The 23,721-nt window shown below is 54.3% G+C and carries 21 protein-coding genes; 6 read left to right on the top strand and 15 right to left on the bottom strand.

From position 1 onward, the window contains the following. Position 1: 1 nt before the first annotated feature. A complete protein-coding gene (locus D5398_RS22990) occupies positions 2-1,201 on the top strand; it encodes an aminotransferase class V-fold PLP-dependent enzyme (protein ID WP_120509683.1) in 1,200 nt (399 codons plus the stop codon). Positions 1,202-1,217: 16 nt separating this feature from the next. Then, positions 1,218-2,018: an IclR family transcriptional regulator gene (locus D5398_RS22985; RefSeq protein WP_120509682.1), complete on the top strand. Its 801-nt coding sequence runs from the start codon at positions 1,218-1,220 to the stop codon at positions 2,016-2,018. A 39-nt stretch (positions 2,019-2,057) separates the two neighbouring features. Here D5398_RS22985 and D5398_RS22980 read toward each other — a convergent pair whose 3' ends face one another. From D5398_RS22980 to D5398_RS22950, 7 genes are all read right to left on the bottom strand, one after another. Next, positions 2,058-3,533 (bottom strand): TrkH family potassium uptake protein, encoded by a 1,476-nt coding sequence (locus D5398_RS22980; RefSeq protein WP_279635016.1) that lies wholly within the window; start codon positions 3,531-3,533, stop codon positions 2,058-2,060. A gap of 244 nt (positions 3,534-3,777) precedes the next feature. Further along, a complete protein-coding gene (locus tag D5398_RS22975; RefSeq protein WP_120509680.1) occupies positions 3,778-4,665 on the bottom strand; it encodes a bifunctional helix-turn-helix transcriptional regulator/GNAT family N-acetyltransferase in 888 nt (295 codons plus the stop codon). Positions 4,666-4,831: 166 nt separating this feature from the next. After that, on the bottom strand, positions 4,832-6,160 hold the full coding sequence (locus D5398_RS22970) for an MFS transporter (protein ID WP_208646058.1): 1,329 nt from the start codon (positions 6,158-6,160) through the stop codon (positions 4,832-4,834). Positions 6,161-6,213: 53 nt separating this feature from the next. Beyond that, positions 6,214-7,305 (bottom strand): Ldh family oxidoreductase, encoded by a 1,092-nt coding sequence (locus D5398_RS22965; protein ID WP_162940820.1) that lies wholly within the window; start codon positions 7,303-7,305, stop codon positions 6,214-6,216. Continuing rightward, positions 7,292-8,398, bottom strand: a complete 1,107-nt coding sequence (locus D5398_RS22960) for a mandelate racemase/muconate lactonizing enzyme family protein (RefSeq protein ID WP_120509677.1) — start codon at positions 8,396-8,398, stop codon at positions 7,292-7,294. The genes D5398_RS22965 and D5398_RS22960 overlap by 14 nt, the downstream gene beginning before the upstream one ends. A gap of 38 nt (positions 8,399-8,436) precedes the next feature. Further along, positions 8,437-9,282, bottom strand: coding sequence for a fumarylacetoacetate hydrolase family protein (locus D5398_RS22955; protein ID WP_120509676.1), 846 nt, complete (start codon positions 9,280-9,282; stop codon positions 8,437-8,439). 36 nt (positions 9,283-9,318) lie between these two features. Further along, complete coding sequence (locus D5398_RS22950; protein WP_120509708.1) at positions 9,319-10,050, bottom strand: SDR family oxidoreductase; 732 nt, start codon at positions 10,048-10,050, stop codon at positions 9,319-9,321. Between the two features lie 202 nt (positions 10,051-10,252). Here D5398_RS22950 and D5398_RS22945 point away from each other — a divergent pair, with 202 nt between their 5' ends. Beyond that, positions 10,253-11,053: an IclR family transcriptional regulator gene (locus D5398_RS22945; protein WP_120509675.1), complete on the top strand. Its 801-nt coding sequence runs from the start codon at positions 10,253-10,255 to the stop codon at positions 11,051-11,053. Between the two features lie 11 nt (positions 11,054-11,064). Here D5398_RS22945 and D5398_RS22940 read toward each other — a convergent pair whose 3' ends face one another. Further along, complete coding sequence (locus D5398_RS22940) at positions 11,065-12,387, bottom strand: MFS transporter (protein WP_120509674.1); 1,323 nt, start codon at positions 12,385-12,387, stop codon at positions 11,065-11,067. Between the two features lie 453 nt (positions 12,388-12,840). Here D5398_RS22940 and D5398_RS22935 point away from each other — a divergent pair, with 453 nt between their 5' ends. Both D5398_RS22935 and D5398_RS22930 read left to right on the top strand, forming a co-directional pair. Continuing rightward, positions 12,841-13,608: an IclR family transcriptional regulator gene (locus tag D5398_RS22935; protein WP_120509673.1), complete on the top strand. Its 768-nt coding sequence runs from the start codon at positions 12,841-12,843 to the stop codon at positions 13,606-13,608. A gap of 62 nt (positions 13,609-13,670) precedes the next feature. Then, a complete protein-coding gene (locus tag D5398_RS22930) occupies positions 13,671-15,125 on the top strand; it encodes a metal-dependent hydrolase family protein (protein ID WP_120509672.1) in 1,455 nt (484 codons plus the stop codon). Positions 15,126-15,216: 91 nt separating this feature from the next. Here D5398_RS22930 and D5398_RS22925 read toward each other — a convergent pair whose 3' ends face one another. Genes D5398_RS22925 through D5398_RS22900 form a run of 6 tightly spaced genes read right to left on the bottom strand, consistent with a single transcriptional unit; the run spans position 15,217 to position 21,660 of the window. Beyond that, the gene (locus D5398_RS22925; protein ID WP_120509707.1) at positions 15,217-15,987 is read right to left on the bottom strand and encodes an ABC transporter ATP-binding protein; all 771 of its coding nucleotides are present in this window, start codon (positions 15,985-15,987) and stop codon (positions 15,217-15,219) included. A gap of 24 nt (positions 15,988-16,011) precedes the next feature. After that, a complete protein-coding gene (locus D5398_RS22920) occupies positions 16,012-16,878 on the bottom strand; it encodes an ABC transporter ATP-binding protein (RefSeq protein ID WP_120509706.1) in 867 nt (288 codons plus the stop codon). Then, entirely contained in the window at positions 16,850-17,755 is a 906-nt protein-coding gene (locus tag D5398_RS22915) for an ABC transporter permease (RefSeq protein ID WP_120509671.1), read from the bottom strand. The genes D5398_RS22920 and D5398_RS22915 overlap by 29 nt, the downstream gene beginning before the upstream one ends. Then, on the bottom strand, positions 17,752-18,768 hold the full coding sequence (locus D5398_RS22910) for an ABC transporter permease (RefSeq protein WP_120509705.1): 1,017 nt from the start codon (positions 18,766-18,768) through the stop codon (positions 17,752-17,754). Before D5398_RS22910 ends, D5398_RS22915 begins: the two co-directional genes overlap by 4 nt. 41 nt (positions 18,769-18,809) lie before the next feature. Further along, positions 18,810-20,453, bottom strand: a complete 1,644-nt coding sequence (locus D5398_RS22905; RefSeq protein ID WP_415838503.1) for an ABC transporter substrate-binding protein — start codon at positions 20,451-20,453, stop codon at positions 18,810-18,812. Between the two features lie 52 nt (positions 20,454-20,505). Then, positions 20,506-21,660, bottom strand: coding sequence for a mandelate racemase family protein (locus D5398_RS22900; protein ID WP_120509703.1), 1,155 nt, complete (start codon positions 21,658-21,660; stop codon positions 20,506-20,508). Between the two features lie 400 nt (positions 21,661-22,060). Here D5398_RS22900 and exoX point away from each other — a divergent pair, with 400 nt between their 5' ends. After that, a complete protein-coding gene (exoX, locus tag D5398_RS22895) occupies positions 22,061-22,723 on the top strand; it encodes an exodeoxyribonuclease X (RefSeq protein ID WP_120509670.1) in 663 nt (220 codons plus the stop codon). 15 nt (positions 22,724-22,738) lie between these two features. Here exoX and D5398_RS22890 read toward each other — a convergent pair whose 3' ends face one another. Continuing rightward, positions 22,739-23,644, bottom strand: a complete 906-nt coding sequence (locus D5398_RS22890) for a LysR family transcriptional regulator (protein ID WP_120509669.1) — start codon at positions 23,642-23,644, stop codon at positions 22,739-22,741. Between the last annotated feature and the right edge of the window lie 77 nt (positions 23,645-23,721).

The raw sequence follows: 23,721 nt of genomic DNA, 5'->3' as shown, positions 1-23,721 counted from the left end.
AATGAAAAATACTGAACTGGCACAGGCCTTACCGCTGACGCCGGTGGTCAACGTGGCCGGAACCATGACCTATCTGGGTTCGTCTATTGTCGTGCCTGAGGCGATAGACGCCATACTGAAAATTCTGCCGGAATTCGTCAGGATGGAAGAGTTACAGCGTTTTGCCAGTGGCGTCATTGCGCAACTGACCGGGGCTGAAGCAGGTTTTATTACGGCTTCCTGCGCGTCCGGAATTTCAATGGCGGTCGCAGGTTGCCTGACTCAGGACAACCTGCTGGCTATCGAACAGCTGCCGGAACTCAGCACGCCCAAAAACGAAGTGGTGGTACAGGCGGGTCATCTGGTCAGCTATGGCGCGCCGGTGGAACAAGGTATCCGTCTGACCGGCGCAAAATGTGTGCGTGTCGGTTATGCGACGCAGTGTTCTGCTTATCATCTCAGACAAAGTATTACTGAACGTACGGCGGCGGCGGTGTATATCGTGTCGCACCACGTTGTCGATCACGGGCAGTTGCCCTTAGCGCTTTTTTGCCAGATTGCCCACGAACAAGGGGTTCCGGTCATTGTGGATGCCGCTTCTGAGTATGATTTACAGCGTTTTCTGGCCGAGGGCGCAGATATCGTGATTTACTCCGGGCATAAGTTTCTCGGGGGGCCGACGTCCGGCATTGTGGCCGGTAAAAAATCCTGGGTGCGCTACGCCTGGTTACAAAATCGCGGTATCGCGCGCGGTATGAAAGCGGGCAAGGAGAGCGTTTATGGCACGATTGCCGCGTTACAGGCGTGGCAAAAGCGCGATCATCACGCCATCCGTGAGCGGGAGAACCGGGCGCTGACACTGTGGATGAGCGGCCTGCAAAACCGGAAAGGTATCCGGGTTTCGCTGGAAGCCGATCCCACCGGAAATCCGCTTTCACGCTGCAAAATTGAGGTTGACCCGGCGCAGGCTAAGATCACCGCCTGGGATCTGTGCAGTGCACTGGCGGCAGGAAAACCGGCGGTTATCGTTCGTGATCATCAGGCGGAACTGGGCTATTTTTATCTCGACCCCTGCAATCTCCATCCTGAGCAGGAGCACATTGTGCTTGCGAAGATAGCCGGAGAACTCGATAACGCGCAGCGCGCGCCTGAACCGATAATTACCGATTTCGGGCAATACCTGTTACAACGAGAGCAGTCCATATTACGCTGGCCTGATTAACCGCGACGAGATAAACATGACTCAGGAAAATGAAGAGCAGTCACCACAGCAAAGGCGACCACGCACCAGCGGCATAGACCGCGCGATACAGGTGTTAGACCTGCTGCAACAGCAACAGCAATCGCTGACCTGTTATGAGATGGCGAAAGCGGTGGGCGCACCGCTATCGACCATCTATTCTGTGGTAGATGATTTGGTCAACAAATCGATGCTCGAACGTCAGAAGAATGGGCTGATATGGCTCGGGCCGCGTCTTTACTACTACGGCTTATCTTATGGCCGTAATCTGGATTTGCTGACCGTGGCGACCCAAGAGATGGAAAACCTTAGCCAGCAATGCGGTGAAGTGATCCAGATTTGTGGCCGTGACGACGATAAAATGGTCGTGCTGGCCATGGCCGAAGGACGGGATCATTTTCACGTCGCCTCCCGCGTCGGGACGCGCATTCCGCTGAACTGGTCCGCATCCGGGCGCCTGCTGGTGGGGCATCTGAGTCTGGAAGAAAGGCTGGCACTGTTTACAACGTCTGCACCGCCCTCGCCCACCGGAAAGGCCGAAACCGATCCGCAGCGACTGGCGCAAAGTGCGTTCACCGCACTGGAACAACGTTTGTCGATTCAGGCCAACGAATCTGATTTCTCCGTAGCCTGCATTGCTTCTCCCATATGTGACACCAGCGGGGCATGCCGGGCCACCATTTCAATTGTCGTTCCCGCCAGCAAGGTGGATCAGACCCTCCCGGATTTGCGGGCGCTGGCGCAAAACGGGGCAAAAATGATTGAAACCCGTCTGGGATGGCGACCACTGCTGGCCTGAGCCTTCCCGTTGTCAGCGCCAGCAATATTATCTCGCCGGTTATCCACGCCAGAAGAAGCGGGAAAAAAGTATTAATACCGGATAGATTTCCAGACGCCCCAAAATCATCGCGGCGCACATCAGATATTTTGCACCACTGTTGAGTGTGTCGAAGGTCGAGGCGGTATCGCCAAAGCCCAGCCCCATGTTATTGATGCAGGCAGCGACGGTAGCAAACGACGTCATCAGGTCATAGCCCATCAGGCTCAGCGCCCAGACAAAGAAAACAGTGATCAGGATATACAGGAAGAAGAAACTCCACACTGAGCGTAATACGCGTTCGGTGACGACGCTGCCGCCGACACGGATCGGCAGCAGTGCGCGCGGGTGTGAAAGCTGATGCACTTCCTGACGGGATTGTTTAAACATCACCAGAAAGCGCAGCGCCTTGATACCCCCGCAAGTCGAACCTACGCAACCGCCAAAAAAACTGGCCATCAGCAAAAGCACAATGACATTCGATGGCCAACTGGCGTAATCGCCGGTCGCCAGACCGTTGTCGGTAATCATCGAACTGGTGAGGAAGAAGGCGTGAACCAGACTGTCCCGCAGGTTATACATCCCGGCATGCCAGACCTGCAAGGCAACGATCAGCACGATAATAAATGTGACCAGCAGGAAAAATCGCAGCTCAGCGTTTTGCCGGAAGGGTTTCAGCGTCCGCCGGGAAAAGGCGATAAACCAGACGGTAAAGTTAATGCCTGATAGCAGGGAAAATGCACCGGCAACCAGTTCAATCGCGTTGCTGTGATAATAACCAATGCTTTCATTGTGCGTCGAAAAACCGCCCAGAGAAACAGTGGAAAGGCCGTGACAAAGTGCGTCAAAAGCCGGCATCCCGGCCATCATATAAGCAGCCGAACACGCCAGCCCCAGCAATACATATGTCAGCCAGAGAGTACGTGAAGTATCGGCAAGGCGTGGCGTCAGACGCTCTTCTTTAAACGGACCCGGCATTTCCGACTGATACAGTTTTGCGCCACCAATTCCGAGCAAGGGCAGAACGGCCACGGCCAAAACAATAACCCCCAAACCGCCAATAAAATTGAGCTGTGCGCGATAATATAGATACGTTTTCGACAACCCGCTGACATTGCCGATCACCGTTGCCCCGGTGGTCGTGATCCCCGACACCCCTTCAAACAGCGCATCCGCAAAGCTCATCCCCAGCGTATCATCCAGCCACAGCGGCATGGCGCTGATCAACGAAAACAGCAGCCAGAACAAGACAATGATAATAAAGCCGTCACGGGTTTTAAGCTGTATACCGCTGCGTTTGGTAAACAACCATGCCAGGCCGCCCACCATGAAAAACGTCAAAAATGTCGATAAAAAAACAAAGTAGCTGCGGTCTTTGTCAAACAACGCAACCAGCATCGGAGGCAGCATGGAAAAGCTGTAGAGAAAGACCAGAAAGCCACAAAGATGAACCACGACCTGAAGTCTGGGGATCCTCAATAAAGATAAACGCTGCAAATCACGACTCCGGTGAACTCTCATTCTTATAAATGTACTGAGCTGTATTAAAGCTTAAAAACAACAAAAGGAAAGGAGTAAAATGGTCAATGAAGTAAATTAATATTACATCCGTAAAAATAGCCCCCCATGCCGCCTGACCCTTTAATGACGAACATGCCAAGGATAAAACCGGGCTGATGTAAAATCGACCTGTATATGCTGAAGAAATAATTATCTTTTCTCATTTTTTGCCTGAGGATTTTTAATTATCCGCAAAACCCGTAAAATCCTCTTTCTTCACACGCATTGGCGTAATCGGCATTCCGTAAAAATCGGTGGTGGGACCGGTGATCACCCCGCCCAGATCGCTGATAATCTTTACCGTTGAATCCCGCGCATCGAGCAGCACTTTATCCGTTTGCGTTAACATTTTCCCGAGTGAAACCCGCGCCAGTTGTTTACCCATCCCCATTCCGCGATAGCCGGGATCCACCGCAAACCTTCCCCAGTGCCAGTGATTATTTTCCAGCCAGCCAGCTACTGTGCCGAGAATATATTCCCCTGAGCGGACTATCCAGCACTGACTTTTCAACTGCGGCGGTAATGAAATCATTTCCGCCGGAATATTCTGTTCCAGCGAAAATGTTTCAGTTAATAGCCTCATGACTTCCGGCTGGTAATGACTGCGCATTATTTCTATTTGTATTCTTTGCGGATGAAGCGAAGCATTCCGCCGAAAAGTATTTATTCTCAGCGTCCGCAATCCCTTTATTACTTCCTTCACATCCTGTAATTCCATTTCATCATTAACAAATGAAAATGCGTTATCCGCAGCGCCATCTGCTTGCGCTAATTTCTGTACACCTGCCGCCGTCAGCTGAAAACTTTTGAGACGTTTATCCTCAGCTCCGGCAAGGGCCTCAACGTAATTCTTATCCACCAGCGCATTCAGCGTACGGCTCAGTGACGCTTTATCCATGCTCAGTTGCAGGCACAATTCAGCAAATGGCGTCACGCCGTTTTTAGATAAATAGGTCAGCAGATGCGCCTGCGTCAGAGATAAACCCGAATCAAAACAGTTTTTATCCAGCAGCCCCAGTTCTCTGACAAGATAGCGAAGCTCGGTACGGATCGAATGAATGGCCGACATGGTTAACCCTATTTGTTGATAGTATCAACAAAATTAAAGGGTCAGTATTATTCTGTCAAGCAGCTCGTTTAAAGCCCGGAGTATCGAAGTTTTCGCCACCGCCCCTGAGGCAGCGGCTCCCTGATGCACAGATGGGAGCAAACTGTCTTTCGGGCTGATGAGTCAGTTAAACAATTTGTTGTCGCCCCGCTTCTGCGGAAGTTTCATGCGATGTATTTGCGTAGCTTGCCAGCTTTATGACGGCAAACACCGTAATCAAACAACAGATGGCGAGGTAGCCCGAAACATAATGAGAACTACCATGAGCATATTGGACCAATAATGCACAAATCAGTGGCGTAGGTCCGGCGATTAGCATGCTGTTGAGTTCACGTGCCACGCTGATCCCCGAGAAACGGTATTGCGTGGGGAAAATTTTCGCCAGCAGCAATCCCTGCGGCCCAGCCATGCCACCAAAACCTACAATAAAGCCAATACTCATCCCCAGAGTGATCCACTCCATACTTTTTGTGTCCAGAAGCATAAACAGTGGCCACGCAAACAACGCCGTAAAAATAGCACTCAGAATATAAACTTTTGCTGCACCAAACTTATCCGCCAGCCATCCCATAATGGGCGCGCTGATCACGCCGCATAGCGCAGCAATAAGCAGCGCCGTCAGCGCTTGTGATTTCGCAATACCTAAGGTGTTGGTCATATAACTCAGACTGAATGCGCTGAGAATATAGACATTGGCATTATGGCCGGTGACCGCCAGGAAGCCATAAAACAGCTGCCGGGGATAGCGCGTTATCAGCATTTTGAGCGGTAATTTATGATCTTTCTTATCCTGCTCGGCCTTTTGCATCACTTCTAAATATTCCGGTGTTTCATCGAGTTGCCGGCGAATGTACAACGCAATGACAAACAATACGGCTGAAGACAGGAAGGGTATGCGCCAGCCCCAGCTGATAATATCCGTTTCCGAAAGCTGTGAAACACCGAGGAATGCCAGGCTGGCAAACAGGATGCCCACCACTGTTGAGGATTGCAGCAGTGCGGTGAAAAAACCGCGCAGGCGAACGGGGGCATATTCATAAACCAGCGTAACGGCACCGGCATACTCAGCCCCGGCGCCGAATCCCTGCACCATGCGCATCAGCACCAGTAAAATGGGGGCCAATATTCCGATCTGCGCATATCCTGGCAGCAACCCAATCGTTACAGTTCCTATTCCCATCAGGGAAATGGAAAAAATCAGCGCGGGTTTACGCCCGAAACGATCGCCAAAGTGTGAAATCAAGACCCCGCCCAGAGGACGCATGATGAAACCGATGGCAAAGGTGGCAAACGCAGCCAGAACCCCGGCGGTCGCTGACAACTCGGGGAAGAAAATATGATTAATGATCAGCCCGGCAGCGGCACCGTAAAGCGCATAGTCGAACCACTCAATAATCGTACCAATGACAGAGGCGACAACGGCTTTTGTGACGCCCGCCTTTTGGGGAGTTCTCATTGTATGAACCATAGCTGTATTCCTTGTTATCGGTGATAAAAGCTGTGTGGACTTCAGCGACCGGCGATGGGAAGAGGCATACTGAGCCCCTGTTCTGCCGCCAGTTGGCTGATCGTTTCGATCAGTGATTCGGATAACGGGAGCCCGTTTCGCTGCCCTTCAGCCAGCGTCGCCAGACCCCGTTCACCTGGCAATCTCACGCGGTTTATGCCGGGTTTCGGCGGCGAGTCGTGGCAAGCCTGAACCAACGCGTCAATTTGTTTCAGATAAGCATCGTTACCTGCCATGGCGGCAGGCGAGTGCAAGGTAATGGTAATGGCCGCGCTCCAGCCTTCATTAACTTCGCCCCGGCCCCGCCCGCTCAGGCAACCGGAGAGGATCTCCACCATCAGTCCCAGTGCATAGCCTTTATGTCCTGCATCCGTACCGCCGAGCGGCAAAATCGTACCCGGCGTATCACCCGTGAGCAGCGAGGGATCACCGCTGGGTTGCCCCTGCGCATCCTGCAATATGGGTGAAGAAAAATGTTCGCCTGCCGTCTGCTTACGCGCCACGGTCGCATTGGTTGCCAGCGAGGTAGCCATATCAATCAGGATCGGCTCGCCACTGGTGGGCGCACCCAGCGCAATGGGGTTGGATGTCAGTACCGCACCGATACCGCCAAACGGCGCCACGCTGCGGTGTCCCGGATCTGTCAGGGAGATAAAAATGATAAAGCCGCGTTCAGTTGCTGCCTGAAGATATGCGCTCAGACAGGCAGCGTGGTGGCTGTTTTGCACGGAAACCGTTGCCGTGCCATAGCGCTGCGCGCGGACAATCGCTTCGCTGACCGCCCGCTGAACCAGCCATGGGCCCGGCAGTTTGTTACCATCCCATGTCAGACATGCCGCAAAATCCTGAATAACACGCGGTTCACCTTCAAGGTTCATACCGCCCTGGTGAATCTCACGCAGGTAGGCAGGCAGCAGCACAAGGCCGTGCGTCGTGGAGCCAAATCCTTCGCCACGCACCAGCACATCGGCCACCGCCTGGGCCTTATCATCAGGCATGCCTGCACGGGAAAGCAGTGTGTAACTCAGGGCAGTGAGAGCCTGCATGTCATAACGTTTGCGCATGACATTCACGTCATCGTTATCGGATGACATGGCGCGATCCCGGAACACAGTGCGCATCAATAGCCTGCTGACTCCAGTCAATACCTAAACCAGGCTGATCGCTGGGGAATGCCCGGCCATTTTCGATACGCAAACCGGTATGGGTCAGGTCATCAAGCTGAGGAATATATTCGAGCCAGCGGGCGTTAGGCACTGCGGTGCAGAGTGAAACATGCAGCTCCATCAGGAAATGTGGGCAAACAGGCACATTGAAACACTCTGCCAGGTGCGCCACTTTCAACCAGGGGGTGATGCCGCCGATGCGAGCCACGTCCACCTGCACCACGGAACAGGCACCCTGCTGTAAATACTCGCGAAAGTGCAGCGCGCTATACAGACTTTCTCCGACGGCAATCGGCACCGAACTGTGCTGCGAAAGGCGCACATGCCCGCTGATATCATCGGCGGGAAGTGGCTCTTCCAGCCAGCCGATATCCAGCTCTTCATACCGCCGCGCCCGGCGAATGGCTTCGTCTACCCTAAACGCCTGATTAGCATCGGTGAAAATTTCAAACGAATCTCCTACGGCATCGCGTACCGCACGCAGGCGGGCAACATCCTCATTGACCGGGCGACCGACTTTAATTTTGCATCCCTGAAAACCAGATGCCTTCGCCTTCGCCGCATCATCTACCAGCGCCGCAGGCGAAAGATGCAGCCAGCCCCCTTCGGTGGTGTACAACGGAATACTTTCTTGCGCGCCGCCCGCCATCAGGTGCAGCGGCAACCGGGCACGATGACAACGCAAATCCCATAGCGCAATATCGATGGCCGCCAGCGCCAGCGCGGTCAAAGGCCCCACCGTGGTCGCGTGCGTCATGAAAGAGAGTTCATGCCAGATGCCCTCAATCTGCTCGGCGTCTTTTCCGATTAGCGCCGGTGCCAGCGTTCTTTCCAGCAATGAAATGATCGCCGGCCCGCCGGTCCCGATGGTGTAGCTGTATCCCGTGCCCACCACGCCATCAGCATCAGTGATTCGGACAAATGGCGTTTCCTGACAATCAAACGATTGGATGGCATCAACCCGCTTCACTTTGGGCTGTAGCTCAACCATAAAAATCTCAACGTGCGTAATGGTGGCCATAAAACATCAACTCCTGCGGTCAAAAAGGCAAAATACGATCAATCAGCGGCGTAAGTGACCTGGTGCTGCTCACCCAGTCCGTCAATGCCAAGGCGAATATGCTGGCCCGCTTGCAGATAAACTGGCGGGTTTTGCCCCATCCCTACGCCCGGCGGTGTGCCGGTAGAAATGATGTCGCCGGGGTGCAGGCTCATAAATCGCGAAAGGTAAGCGATCAGAAAGGCGACGCCGTAGACCATGGTTTGCGTTGAGCCGTTTTGATAACGGTGATCATCAACCTCCAGCCACATAGACAAATTCTGCGGGTCAGGTACTTCATCACGCGTCACCAGCCAGGGGCCTGTCGGACCAAAGGTGTCGCAGCTCTTTCCTTTGCACCATTGACCCTGATGCTCCAGCTGAAAGGCGCGTTCGGATAAGTCGTTAATGACGCAATAGCCCGCCACATACTCCAGCGCTTCTTCCTCCGTGACATACTTGGCGGTTTTGCCGATGACCACGCCCAGCTCCACTTCCCAGTCCGTTTTTACTGAATTACGCGGGATCTCGACCGGGTCATTAGCGCCCACAATGGCGTCAGGGGATTTCATAAAAATAATGGGTTCGGGTGGGACGACTGCCCCTGTTTCAGCGGCATGATCGGAATAGTTAAGACCGATACAGATGAATTTTCGGCTGTTCGCCACACAAGCCCCAATCCGTTGTTCACCGGATACTATCGGCAGTTGTTCCACCGGCAGCGCCGCCAGCATGGCCAGACTTTCTGCACTGAGTGCAGCAGCATCAATATCGTTAATATGATCGGCGAGAGAGCGAATACGCCCCTGATCATCAAGTAAACCAGGCTGTTCATGCCCAACCGGGCCGTAGCGTAATAATTTCATCCGTTTTTCCCCAACTTACGCGGTGTAATGAATTGATCAGGCAGCCCAGCCGCCATCGATAATATGGATCTGACCGGTCGTAAAACTGGCGTCCGCCAGATACAACACCAGGTCAGCTATCTCCTGCGGCGAACCGATGCGGCCAATCGGCTGACGGGCAATAAAGGCCTTACGTGCCGCTTCATAATCTCCCTGCGCGCGCAAACGCTGCTGGAGCGACGGGCTGTCGACCGTACCGGGACAGATAGCATTGCAACGAATACCCTGAGTGATGTAATCAGCGGCGACTGATTTTGTCAGGCCAATCACTGCGGCTTTCGTCACGCTGTAGGCAAAGCGGTCAGGCACCCCTTTGATGCTGGAAGCCACTGAGGCCATGTTGATGATGCAGCCCTCCTGCTGTGCCAACATGCCAGGCAACACGGCCTGGATCAGCTCATATTGCGCGCAGACATTCAGTTGCCAGGCGAACTCCAGATCACTGCGCGAGCATGTCTTTACCGTGCCGTTATGTACGACTCCGGCACAGTTAAACAGCACGTCAATCGTGCCGACCCGTGCGATCAACGCGTCCATATCCGCCCGGTCCAGCACATCAAGAGCCTCGGTCTGGATATTCTCCACGCCTTGCAGCTCACTGAGTTTTTCCCGATTCACATCGCTGGCGATGACATGGAAGCCCGCCTTTGCCAGCCGCAAAGCAGAGGCGCGGCCAATGCCCTGAGCTGCGCCGGTGATCAATACTTTCCTGACTTTTTCTGCGGTCATAATAAGTTTCCACTCCATTACTGGTTTGTTTCTTAAGATGGGATTTAATGTAACTGAAATGTTCGCATTACCCATTAATGAATTTTGAATTCATATATGAGTGTCACAACAATTCGTATTACCTACTGTAAAATTTCGAATGAGTTCACAGAAATGATAAGATTTGAACGGATCAGGTGAACAGGTAAGGGGGAAAAGCAGAATGAGTGGCCAAGAAGCGGAAGACCATAAAGACGAGGAAGGACAGGAGGATCGCTATCGTGCCCCGGCACTTGATAAAGGGCTGGATATTATTGAGATGCTGGCGGGGCGCGAAGAGGGCATTTCACAGGCGGAAATTGCTAAGGTACTGGGACGTAAGCCCAATGAAATCTACCGCATGCTCGACCGTCTGGTGCGCCGGGGATATGTAATCCGTACCAGCGTTGATCAGTACGAACTGTCGTTGAAAATTTTTGAACTGGGAAATCGTCATTCACCGTTTCGCCGGCTGGCAACGCAGGCCCTTCCGTATCTGCGGGAGTTTGCCCGTGAGGCGAAACAGGCCTGTCATCTAGTGGTTTACGATCGCGGCGCGCTGACGGCTATCACCCAGGTTGATGCGCCAGGTTACTGGGGCTTTGGTATTCGCACGGGTTCGCGGATGGATCTGCTGAATACCGGCTCAGGACATGTGATGCTTGCTTTCTCGTCCGCCAACGAGCGCGAGTTTATGCTGCGCGAAAGTGAAAACCCCGGCAGTACAATCAGCGCTGAACTCGCGCAACAGTTAACGCTGGTCCGCCAGCAGGGCTACGAAATGATGCCCAGCCAGCAAACCGTCGGCGTTTATAATATTGCCGTTCCAATACTTGCCAACGGGGATAAAGTCATCGCAGCGCTGGCATGCCCTTATTTACAGCACCTGGATTACATGAATTCGCCATCGCGTGAACAGGTACTCGAACAACTCAAATATACGGTGGCGCAAATTATGACTGCGACACCCCTGTTTTCGCTTTAAATAGCACTGTTTCACATTCTTTCAGCGGTTTGATTTTGCCGGACCGGCGGCATTGTCTGAGCGTTTCTTAACAGGCTGATCAACAGCGCACATCCCACCGTGATGACGGACAGCGCAATCAGACCGGCGCTGCTGCTGTCCATTATCCGGTCAATCTCCACGCGAATAATCGGTGCCATAAATGAACAAAGTGCGCCCATGGTGGTACAGAATCCGATACCGGCCGCCAGAGCCGAACCGCTGAGCAGTTGCGGCGGGAAAGTCCAGAAAATCGGCTGAACGGACAGGAAACCGACCGCACTTAAACACAGCGCGGCGATGGCAATGACCGGGCTGGCAAACGCAGAAACCGCCAGACCGGCCGCAGCGGCCACCATACACATCACCGATATTGCCACGCGGTAAGCGGGATTACGGTCAGCTACCCGCGGAATAAGATAGACGCCGACGGCTGAAAACGCCCAAGGGATCGCCGCGACCAGAGATTGTTTAAACCCGAGATTCTCACCCATTAATGACGCGACCTGAGAAGGCAGAAAAAACATCAGACCGTACACGGAAATCTGGATGGTCCCGTACACCAGCGCGAGGTGCCAGACTTTGATATTTTTTAACGCCGCACGAACGGAACCGGTTTCTGTTTTCCTCCGCTCCGATTCCAGCTGTGCATTCAGCGCGTCCTTTTCTTCCTGATTCAGAAAACGGGCTTTCGAGGGATTATCGTCGAGATAGAAATAGGCGAAGATCCCGAGAATAAACGCCGGAAGTCCCTCAATCACAAACATCCAGAACCAGCCCGGACGCCCCATCAGCCCGTGCATTTCAAGCAACGCACCGGAAATCGGCGAGCCTAACGTCAGCGCAAAAGGCACGCCCAGCACGAAGATGCCGATCACCGAACCGCGCACTTTATTCGGAAAATAAATCGAGGCCAGCAACAGGATCCCCGGATAGAACCCTGCTTCCCCGAGACCAAGCAAAAATCGCAGAATAATAAACTCAGTTTCATTGGTGACGAACCCGGTCATGGCCGAAAGCAGCCCCCATATCGCCGTGGTAATACTCAGCCATTTTTGTGCGCCGATTTTATTCAGGATCAGGTTAGCCGGTATGCCGAATAACGCGTAAGCGGCGAAGAAAATCCCCGCGCCCAGTGCGAATGCCGGTTCGGATAAACCGATATCCAGTTTCATTGCGTCTTTGGCAAAGCCGATATTTACCCGGTCAATAAAGGCGACAAAATACATAATGAACATAATGGGTACGAGGCGTTTCCAGGATTTGCTTATCGCGGAGTTCAGATGAGGATTGGAATATTGCGCGAGTTTAGCCATTGTTCTTCCTTAATCGTCGTCAGAATATTTTTCCATTCAGGTGCTTAACAGGCATAAATCATTTCTGAACCTTCTCTCTTGCCGCACTGCGCCCGTTGCACGATGTGTTGATACCTTTTTATTCATACATACAAATCGTTCATATATACAAACCTCATATATAAATACAAACAAGGCGAGTATAGCGACGAGCCAAATTGAGTCAAATTTGACCAAATAGTTTCAAAATGGTTCTTAATGTGTTGTTTAATTGAGATTACTTAGTTGCATTCCTGTAAATAACAGCCCTGCCGACGCCGACTTTTTAGTCAAATTTTGAGACCTGTCACAAACGCGCAGACACGGGATGCACGGTGAATGACACACACAGAGGGAAAATCCCTAAGAATTTACGCGGTGAGTTTTTAACCCTAGAATGAAGTTATCTGCCTCTTGTTGAGAAAAATTAGCATCATGGAACATAAGCCTACCCTGCGGGTTTTGGAAATTCTGGAAGCACTTGCTGCGGAAAATAAAGGCATATCGTTAACAAAACTTTCTGAAAAAACCGGCAGCCTGAAAGGCACCATCTTTCCCATAATGAAAACGCTGGTGGAAAAGCGCTACGTCAGTTATGACGCCGCTGCGCAGCTTTATTCTCCGGGTATCGCCTGTTCGATGCTTTCACGTTCCTTTCTCGACAGGTCTTTCTGGCTGACGCTCGTTTACAACGAGATGAGCGACATGGTTAAACAGTGCAATGAAGTGTGTCAGATGGGCATTCTCGATGGCTCGGACGTGCTGTATATCAACAAAGTGCAGGCAGAACAGACGGTGCAACTTGCCTCTCATATTGGTACCCGCCTGCCCGCCATTTTTTCGGCGCTGGGTAAATCGCTCATCTGTGAATACAGCGATGAGCAGATCCGGGAATGGTATCCGGCCGGATTCACGCCCCTGACGGCCTACAGCACCCGCTCCGTCGGGGCACTGCGGGAGCAACTGGAAGCGGTCAAAATACGTGGCTATTCGGTGGATAATCGTGAGATTAATGAAGAAACAATATGCTGCGCGATCCCGCTGAAACAACGCAATAAAACCATCGCGGCGCTGAGCATTTCCATCCCCGTATTCAGGGCAACAGAGGAGAAACGCGAAGAAACTGTCCGCATTCTGCTCGCCGCCCGCGCACGGATTGAGAAAGCGTTAAGCGCGATGCCGGATGTGAATTTTTATCAGTAACCCATACCTGACTATTTTCGAAAGCATGCCTGCCTGAACTGACTGCTGAGGAACATTGCCTTATGCGACAAACACCCCTGAATTATCCGGCTCACGAACATTCTGAAGCCTGTCTTTGCCACAGCCCGGCCTTTGTCCGTATCAACACGGTACTGACCCGTGAAGCCGCAAAAGCACCGCCCATCACCGCAGCCACGGTTTGTGCAGCACTGCCTGGCGAGAAATCTCCCCGAGGGGCCACAACGGCGACATCTGCGCACCTGAAAGCATTCATTAATGTGCGAATTTTCGACGGTGTTTCAGACGATCTTCTCGAGGGTTTGCAGGTCATTATCGAAGGTAATGTGATTAAGTCCGTCGAAACGGCCGGCACGCCGTTACCTCAGGGCACCACGGTAATTGATGGAGCGGGCGGAGTCCTGATGCCGGGCCTGATTGATGCCCACTGGCATGCGATCATGGCGCGTCCGTCAATGATGACCGCCATGACAGCTGATTTTAACTACATTCAGGCACTGGCGATTGCGGAAGCGCAGGCGACCGTATTGCGTGGTTTTACCACCGTGCGCGATATGGGCGGTCCGGTCTTTGGCCTGAAACGCGCGATTGATGAACAGATAACGCCGGGGCCACGTATTTATCCTTCCGGTGCTTTCATTTCACAAACAGGCGGACACGGCGATTTCCGGCTTCTGCATGAAGTGCCGCGCGCACCTGGCGACAGCCTGAGTTATATCGAACGGATCGGGATTACGGCGATTGCTGACGGAGCAGATCAGGTTCTGTTGCGCGCCCGGGAGCAACTGATGCGCGGTGCATCTCAGGTTAAATTTATGGCGGGCGGGGGCGTAGCCTCAATGTATGACGGCATCGACGTCACCGAAGGTTCCGTACCTGAAATTCAGGCGGCGGTGACCGCTGCTGAAAACTGGGGAACTTACGTGACCGTGCATGCTTACACGGCGCGGGCGGTATCGATGGCCATCAAAGGTGGCGTGAAATGTATTGAACACGGCCAGCTGGTGGATGAAGAGACAGTGCAACTGATGGCGCAACAGCATATATGGTGGTGTTTGCAGCCATTCCTTGATGATGAAGATGCGGTGCCGATGGCAACGCCTGCTTCGCGCGCCAAGCAGCTTGTGATGTCTGCGGGCACCGATAACGCTTATCAGCTTGCCAAAAAATACAACATTAAAACTGCCTGGGGCACGGATACCCTGTTTGACGCGCATCTCGCCACCCGTCAGGGCGCGCAGTTGGCCAAACTGGTGCGCTGGTACACCCCGCCGGAGATCCTGAAAATGGCCACCAGCGTGAACGCCCGGCTATGCGCCCTCTCCGGCCCCCGCAATCCTTACCCCGGTAAGCTCGGTGTTATCGAAGCAGGCGCGCTGGCAGACATGATCCTGGTAGACGGCGATCCGCTGACCGATATTGAGCTTATCGCCAGGCCGGAAGAAGCTTTCCGCGTTATTCTCAAAGACGGCAATGTTATGAAAAATACGCTGTCATGAAGGGGAATTGCGATCAGTGTTTACCCCTGCGCTTCGGCGATAGCAGGGGTAAACGCACACTTTCTCCGGACGAAATACGGCGACTCCCGTCCTACAACATCACTTTCGCCGCCATTTCCCGGCTGTAGTCACGGCTGGCGTCGACCAGCACGCGGGTGTAATCGTCCCTGATATCGCCGCGCAGCAGGGCATCGGTTTCCAGCGTTTCGAGAATTTTGCCGTATTTCATTACTGCCACGCGCTGGCAAAGATGAGCAATGACGCCCAGATCGTGGGTGACCATCAGGTACGTCAGTCCTTCCTCTTTTTGAAGATCGAACAGCAAATTAAGGATTTCCGCCTGCACGGAGACATCCAGCGCGGAGGTCGGTTCGTCGAGCAACAGAACGCGCGGTTTGAGGATCAACGCGCGCGCAATCGCCACGCGCTGGCGCTGTCCACCGGAAAGCTGATGCGGGTAACGGCTGCGGAAAGCACGGTTCAGGCCGACTTTCTCCAGAATGGTATTAATGCGCTGATCCCGCTGGTCGATGCGGTGAATTTGCAGCGGCTCTTCCAGAATATCGCCGATGGTGTGGCGCGGATGCAGCGACCCGTACGGATCCTGAAACACCATTTGCACCAGACGACAGCGGTCGCGACCGATGCGGTGTTCGAGCTGCTGACCGTCGATTTCCAGTTCGCCTTTCCAGTGGGTAAACAGCCCCGCCAGACATTTCAGCACCGTGGTTTTGCCGGAGCCGGATTCCCCCACCAGCCCGAAAATCTCGCCCTCGCGCACGGCGATATTCACATCCGTCAGCACCTGCGTGGTTTTCGCGCCCTCACCAAACGTCAGATTCAGGCTGCGCACGTCAATCATGGTTTTATACGTCATTTTGGCTCCTTAATCGGTCAGCCAGCTGGCCTGCCGCTGCATCACCGGCAGCGGATAGCGGCGGTTATCCATGTCCGGCAATGCATTGAGCAGGCCGCGTGTGTACGGATGTTGCGCGTTATCCAGATCGGTGGCGGCGATGGATTCCACGATGCGCCCGGCGTACATCACCAGCACACGATCGCAAAAACTGCGCACCAGATTGATGTCGTGACTGATAAAAATCAGCCCCAGACCGCGCGTTTTCACCAGGTCATCAAGCAGCGCCAGCACCTGTAAGCGCACCGATACATCGAGCGCCGACGTCGGCTCATCAGCAATCACCATTTCCGGGTCGGTGATCAGCATCATCGCTATCATGATGCGCTGCCCCTGCCCGCCGGAAATTTCATGCGGATACAGGCCGTACACGCGTTCCGGGTCACGGATACGCACCACGTCCAGCATGTTCAGCACTTTGCGTTTAGCATCCTGATACGAACATTTATGGTGCGAACGCCAGGCTTCGGCTATCTGATCGCCCACGCACAGCACCGGATTCAGTGAGTATTTCGGATCCTGCATAATCATCGAAATCCGCTTACCGCGTACCTGCCGCATTTGTTTCGGTGTGGCACGCAGCAAATCGACATCGGCGAATTGCATTTTGCTGGCGGTGATTTGCGCTTTTGAAGGATGCAGATGTAACAGCGCGCGGCCAACGGTGGATTTACCCGAGCCCGATTCACCGACAATCGCCAGTTTTTCGCGCCCGAGCTGGAAGGATACGCCGCGCACTGCCTGCGTCACCTGACGGCCATTCACAAAGCTGACGTGCAAATCCTGCACATCGAGTAACGCCGGAGCGTCAGTCATTTCGGGGATCGAGAATGTCACGAAGGCCATCTCCTAAAAAGTTGAACGCGAGGCTGTTAATCAGGATCGCCAGACCGGGAATCGTCGCCACCCACCAGCACTCCATCATGTAAGTACGGCCACTGGAAATCATCGCGCCCCACTCCGGATCGGGTGGCTGTGCGCCAAGTCCGAGAAAGCCCAGACCGGCGGCAGTCAGAATAATCCCCGCCATATTCATGGTAATACGGATGATCACCGACGGCAGACACAGCGGCACAATGTGACGCCACAACACCCGCACCGGTGACGCGCCCTGCAAACGCACAGCAGAAATAAAATCGGCCTGTCGCAGCGAGAGAGTTTCGGCACGCGCCAGACGCGCAATCGGCGGCCACGCGGTGAGCGTGATGGCGATCACCACATGTTCCAGGCCGGGACCGAGGGCAGCGACAAACGCCAGCGCCAGCACCAGACTCGGGAAGGAGATGAAAATGTCGGTGACGCGCATCAGCACCATATCCGTTTTACCACCGAAATATCCGGCGGTGACGCCGAGCAGCAAACCAAGCGGCCCGACGGTGACCGACACCAGCAGCACGATATAGAGCGTGATGCGCGAGCCGTAAACCAGTCGGCTGAAGATATCGCGGCCAAACTCGTCGGTGCCAAACCAGTGCGCCGCCGACGGCGGGCTGAGCGCGTTGTTTAAATCTTGCACCAGCGGATGAAACGGCGCGATCCACGGCGCGAAAATCGCCACAATCATCAGCACCAGAACAATTGCGCCGCCTATAGCAGTCAGCGGATTACAGGCCATCTGCCACAGAAAATGGCCAACGCGCCCAAACGCCCTTTTCACGCGCTGACGTTTTTCGTCGCCCGCGCTGAGCGTGACGGAATCGAGGGAAATCGTCATACTTTTGTCCTCGGATCAAAGACCTGATACAACAGGTCAGAGAGCAAATTCAGCACCACGAAAATCATGCCGACCACCAGCACACAGCCCATCACCGCATTCATGTCGCCCAGCATCAGACTGCTGGTGAGGTACGAACCAAAGCCCGGCCACGAGAACACGGTTTCTATCAGCACCGCGCCTTCCAGCAGCGAGCCGTATGCCAGCGCCACCACAGTCAGCAGCTGAACCAAAATGTTGCGAAACGCGTGGTTCCACAGCACATGCCATTCACTCAGCCCTTTCACGCGCGCCGTAATGATGAATTCCTGCGAAAGCTGCGCCAGCATAAAGCTGCGGGTCATACGGCTGATGTAAGCCAGCGAGTGAAAACCCAGCAGCGATGCGGGCAGAATCAGGTGATTGAGCGCATTGCGGAACACTTCCCCGTTACCGGCGATCAGCGCATCAATCAGCATGAAACCGCTGTGGCGCGTGACCTGTCCGTCGAGGCTGAAATCTACCCGCCCGGCACCGCCGACCCAACCGAGCCAGGCGTAAAACACCAGTAAACCCATCATGCCGACCCAAAATATTGGCGTGGAATAACCGGCCAGACTGATGATGCGCACCACGTAATCCGCGATGCTGTTGCGTTTTGCTGCCGCCAGCACGCCGAGCGGAATACCGACGCCCGCACCGAGAATGATCGCCAGCGTCGCCAGTTCCATGGTCGCCGGAAACACACGCAGAATGTCCTGCGTCACCGGTTTGCCGGTCAGCAGCGCATTGCCTAAATCGCCGTGCGCCAGCCCGGAAAGATAGATGCCGAACTGCGTCCACAACGGTTTATCGAAACCGAGCTGATGGTAAACCTGCTGGTAAGTGCTGTGGTCAGCATCCGGCCCGACAATCGCCAGCACAGGATCGACAGGCATCACGCGACCAATGAAAAACGTCAGCAGCAGCAGGCCGAACAGCGTGATCGCCACCTGCACCAGCCGTTTGCCGATGCGTCCGGCGGGGAATGACATCCGCGCCGTTTGCTTTGAGGCAGGAGCCGGAATTTGCATGGTCATAAGCCTTTACCTCCGGTTGGCTGGGCGTCAGCGGTATCGTCTTTCCAGACATCGCGCAGGAACGTAGTCGCAGAAGGATGTGGCAGGTAGTTTTTGACGTCCCTGCGCACCACGATGGAATCAACCATTTGCGAGACCGGCACCAGCGCAGGGATCAGCGCGTCGTAGCGTTCCTGAATGGCGAAGTAATCCTGTTTTTGTTTCTCCGGATCCCGTTCCAGCAACGCCTGGTCGATATCTGCGTTCAGCTGTTTGTCGTAAAAACCGGTGCGCCAGCCCTGAAAATTGGTTAATCGCGCGGCGTCACTGTTATCGGGGTTATACACCAGCGCCCGCAGGCTGGAATGCGGATGCGGTTCCACGCCGCTGCCGCCGCGCCCGACCAGCATGTCGAACTTACGTTCGCGCATTGCGCCGTAAATCTGGTTGCCGGTGCCGGTAACGATTTTGGCGCGAATGCCCGCCTGCATCAGTGTGGACTGCACGGCAATCGCGATATTGAGGAACGGCTGATCGGCCAGCACCCGCAGTGTGGTATCAAAACCATCGGGATAACCGGCGTCTGCCAGCAGGGCTTTGGCGCGCGGGATGTCGAGTTTGTAACCCGGATCCGGCAGCGTCGCGGGCATCCCGACCTGAATCGGCCGCTGATGCACAATGCCGTAACCGTTCATCAGCGCTTTGCCGATGCCCTGATAATCAATCAGATAGCGCACCGCCTCGCGCACTTTCGGGTTGGCGAAATGCGGCTCTTTCATGCTCATCGCCACGTAATAAATGGTGCCTTTTTTCACCTGATCGACCTGCATGGCCGGGTCATGGCTGAGCGCAGTGACATCTGAAACCGCCATGTTATTGGCAATATCCAGGTCACCTTTTTCAATCATCAGACGCAGGGTTTGCGACTCCTGAAAATGACGGAAAACCACCCGCGATAATTTCGGTTCGCCGCGCCAGTACAGCGAATTGCGGCTCATGTTCAGCACATCTTTCGCCTGCCAGTTATCGAGGCGAAACGGTCCGGAACCGGCTTCGTTGGTGGTCAGCCAGCGGTTGCCCCAGTCGCCGTTCACTTCATGCGCCTGCACGGTTTTGCGGTCTAACGCCACCACGCTGCCGAGCGCCGCCAGCGAATAAATCACCAGTTTCGGATCGTTGGGTTTAGGTAGCTGAATTTCGACAATACCGGGAGACGGCGATCGCACCATTTCATCGACATTCTTTTTGCTGAAACCATAGGATTTCCACACGGATGCCTGCGCCAGATTCAGATGAAGAATGCGGCGCATCGACCAGACCACATCGTCGGCGGTGACCGGATTGCCCGAGTGGAATTTCACGCCGTCGCGCAGATGAAACGTGATGAGATTGCGGGCGTCGTTGACCTCCCACGAGGTCGCCAGCGCCGGTCGCACATTGGTGAGTTGTTGCGGGTCGAGCTCAATCAGCGGGTCGTAAAGATTGACCACGATACCGACAATGTCATTGCCGGTCATCGCTGCGGGGTCGAGCGTTAACAGGTTATTCATGTTCATGCCGATGATCAGCTGGTCGGGGGGCGTTTTCGCCTGCGCCGTCCCGCCAGCGGCCATAAGCAGGAGCGCGAATATCCACGCGCCCCACGTTTTGCCAGAGTTCATGATGTACCTTCCGGGTAGAGTCAGAGGTTTATTATTTTTATCTGCCCGCAGGTCAGTCGCGGCTGACGGTATGGGTTTCTATGTAATCAAAATTGATGTCCTCACCCAGGCCAGGGCGGTCAGAAAGATGAACAAAACCCTGTTCGTCCATCGGGTCGACGATGCTGTTCAGGTACGCCGCCGGTTCGTCGTATTCCAGGAACGGGTGCAACAGGCCGCGTTCATACCAGCGACAGTTGCGGATGGCACCGACCACCGCCAGACTCGCTGCGCCGTTACCATGAACTTCACAGTCCATACCGAACGCTTCCGCCAGACTGGCAACTTTCATGCACGGCGAGATGCCGCCGACGCCGTTGGCACCGGCGCGTAAAATGTCGCAGGCACCGGCTTTCACCCAGTCCGCACGGCTGTGATGTTTACCACCCAAACTTTCGGGACCGATCACGTCGATGGCGAGGTTTTCCGCCAGCCAGGCGTAAGACGCCATGCTCTCTTCTTCCATTGGCTCTTCGAACCACGCGAAGTTAAGTTTTTCCAGCGCTTTACCGATGGTCAGTGCCTGACTGCGGCTGTACCAGTGATAGCCGTCGAGCATCAGTTCAATGTCCGGCCCGACGGCTTCACGCACGGCGGCGCAGGCTTTGATGTCCATTTTCGGGTCTGGCGCAAACGCCACCGGCGGCATCCAGGTGTGCAGCTTGATGGCCTGATAGCCGCGCGCCACCAGCTTCTCGGCAAACTGACCGAATTCATCCGGCGTCGATAATCCGCCTTTCAGCTCATCGCCGCACATGGTGCTGCCGTAAGCCGGAACCTTCTCGCGAAATCCGCCCAGCAGTTTGTGCACCGGCATCTTCAGTTTGCGACCTATCAGATCCCACAGCGCCTGCTCGACAAACGACAGCGCCCTTTCGGTCAGCTGATGCGCACTGCCGCGCTGCCAGTGAACCAGATCCTGCCAGAGACGTTCGCGGTCGAACGGATTCTGACCTATCAATACTTTTCGGAAAAAGGCATTTACTACGTGCGGACGCACAACTTCCGGCGGTGCGAACGAATAGCCGCAGTCGCCTTCGTCAGTCGTGATGGTCAGCATCGCCATTTTTGCCTGACTTTCTTCACCCGGATGCGAATGACCCGCGCTGTCAGAAACGCGACGGGTCGGATAAGTAAAAACAGAAACTTCAACAGAACGTATTTTCACAGCGATACCTGCCATTACTGAGTGAGTTAACGCCCTTCAGGGCGCGCCGGAATTGCCGTTTCTTCCGCTATGTGAGCCCTCTCACACTTCATCGAAACCACAACCCAACAATAATAAAATAGCGTTTCATTATTGAACTTAGCCAGTTTTCAGACGCATTTCCACGGCTAAAAGCCGAAAATTTCCGCGTTTGTTTGGGCATCTGCACGGGGGAATGTGAGCATTTTCACGAAAGCGACGGGAAGTGTGATCTGTACAAGAAATAGACGGAGTAAATGTGGGGTGAAATTACCCGCTTGTATGTGTTGCAAAAAGTTGTGATCAGAAAAGTGGGCACCGGGAGTTCATTCCGTTAGGCTAGCCTTATCAGAAAGTGTTTGGTGATCAGCCGGAGTACAAAATGTTGCGTGTTATTGATACGGAAACCTGCGGATTGCAGGGTGGCGTGGTGGAAGTGGCCTCCGTAGATATCGAGAACGGGAAAATCGTTAATCCGATGAGTGATCTGGTGCGTCCGGACCGTCCGATCGGTCATCAGGCGATGGCTATCCACAAAATCACCGAGGCGATGGTGGCCGATAAACCGTGGATTGAGGAAATCATTCCCCGCTATCACGGCAGCCAGTATTACGTGGCGCACAACGCCAATTTTGACCAGCGTATGCTGCCTGATATGTCAGGCGAATGGATTTGTACCGTGAAACTGGCGCGTCGTTTATGGCCGGGGATTAAGTACAGCAATATGGCGCTTTATAAATCACTTAAGCTGGAAGTGGCCACACCTGCCGATTTGCATCATCACCGCGCGCTGTTTGACTGCTATATCACGGCCGCGTTACTCATCCGTATTATGGATGAATCCGGCTGGACACCGGAAGAGATGGTGACAATCACCGGCCGCCCGGCACTGGTCAGCACCATGATGTTTGGAAAATATCGCGGGAGGAAAATTGCAGAAATCGCCGAAGATGATCCGGGCTATCTGCGCTGGATGCTGAATAACATCAAGGAATTAACGCCGGATTTGCGAATGACGCTCAGACATTATCTGGAAACCGAGTAACGCAGTGATTGTGAGTTAAACCGGTACTTTTTCCCGACAAACGTTCAGCACCAGTTGCCGTAACCAGCGATGTGCGGGGTCAACTTCTGAACGCGGATGCCACATCTGCGAGATAGTGATTTCACGGGTTTTAACCGGTAATTCAAAAGAATACAGTCGTTCAGGGTCTGAAATCAGGAATGAGGCGGGGATCAGAGCCACCAGATCAGAGTTTTGCGCAATGGCCAGTGCGGCAGAAAAGCCCGGCACCACGGCCGCCACTTTGCGCTTAAGCACCACTTCCGCCAGCGCGTCATCCACCGGTCCGTGCGTGTCCGCGCGACGTGAAACGACCACGTGTCCGAAGCTGGCATATTCCTGCGCAGTAATGGTGACGGCGTGTTCCAGCGGATGGCCTTTTCGCACCACTCCGACGAAACGGTCGCGGAACAACGTCTGAAGGCGGATCTCCGGCCCCATTTCACCGAGAACGCCGATTTCGAGATCTACCCTTCCTTCCCGCAAAGGGTTCGCGCTTTTTTCAGGTTTTGGCGCAAAACGCAGGCAAACTCCCGGCGCTTCGCGAGCGACGGCGGCGATCAGCGCTGCGCCAAACGCCACCACAAAACCATCGTTAGAACGCAAAATAAAGGTGCGCTGAAGTGAGCTGAGATTAAGCACTGACGTTGACGGGCGCAGCAATGCGCGTGCCTCAAAGGCCGCATTTTGCGTGCGCTGGCGGATTTCCTCCGCGTAAGGCGTCAGCACCATATTTCGTCCGGCGCGCACCAGCAGCGGGTCGCCGGTGGTATCACGCAGGCGACCGAGTGTGCGGCTCATCGCCGAAGCGCTCAATCCCAGACGCCGCGCAGCACCGGCCACACTGCCTTCAGCCAGCAGCACATCAAGCGCAATAAGTAAATTCAGATCAGGTTCAGTCATCGCGGCAGTGTAGCCTGTTTTTCAGGCTAATATAAGGCGTCTCGTGCAGGTATTAAGTGCAGATGCTGCGCCTTCCG

It is taken from the genome of Rahnella bruchi (assembly GCF_003614975.1).
In the GTDB taxonomy this organism is placed as follows: Bacteria; Pseudomonadota; Gammaproteobacteria; order Enterobacterales; family Enterobacteriaceae; genus Rahnella; species Rahnella bruchi.
This window is presented reverse-complemented; position numbering and strand designations above follow the sequence as displayed.